The sequence below is a fragment of the Roseateles rivi genome, assembly GCF_043555845.1.
In the GTDB taxonomy this organism is placed as follows: Bacteria; Pseudomonadota; Gammaproteobacteria; order Burkholderiales; family Burkholderiaceae_C; genus Roseateles; species Roseateles rivi.
In genome coordinates this window covers 1-310 of sequence record NZ_JBIGHZ010000027.1, presented here as the reverse complement: position 1 = coordinate 310, position 310 = coordinate 1, and the positions used below count along the sequence as shown (strand labels likewise).

Genomic DNA, 310 nt, shown 5'->3' with positions numbered 1-310 from the left:
GACCTGCTTGAGCTGGTCGACGACGTAGAGGAGGCCCAGGCCGAAACGGGCAACGCCAACTGGGGTTGGCCGGTGTTGATCGTCGACGACGACGATGTTCACAAAGCCACCGAGCTGGCCATGCAGGGCCTGCGCATCGAAGGCCAGGCCCTGAACTTTCTGCACGCCTACTCGGCCGCCGAGGCACGCCAGGTGTTGGACCGCTCACCCGGTGTGGCCGTGGTGTTGCTGGACGTGGTGATGGAGTCCGAGGACGCCGGTCTGCAACTCGTTCACCAAATCCGCGAAGTGCTGCAGATGCGCGCCGTGC

General features: G+C 64.8%; 1 pseudogene. It reads left to right on the top strand.

Features of this window, described 5'->3' with window-relative positions:
• Window positions 1–310, top strand: a pseudogene (locus ACG0Z6_RS16645) (response regulator); the annotation flags it as partial.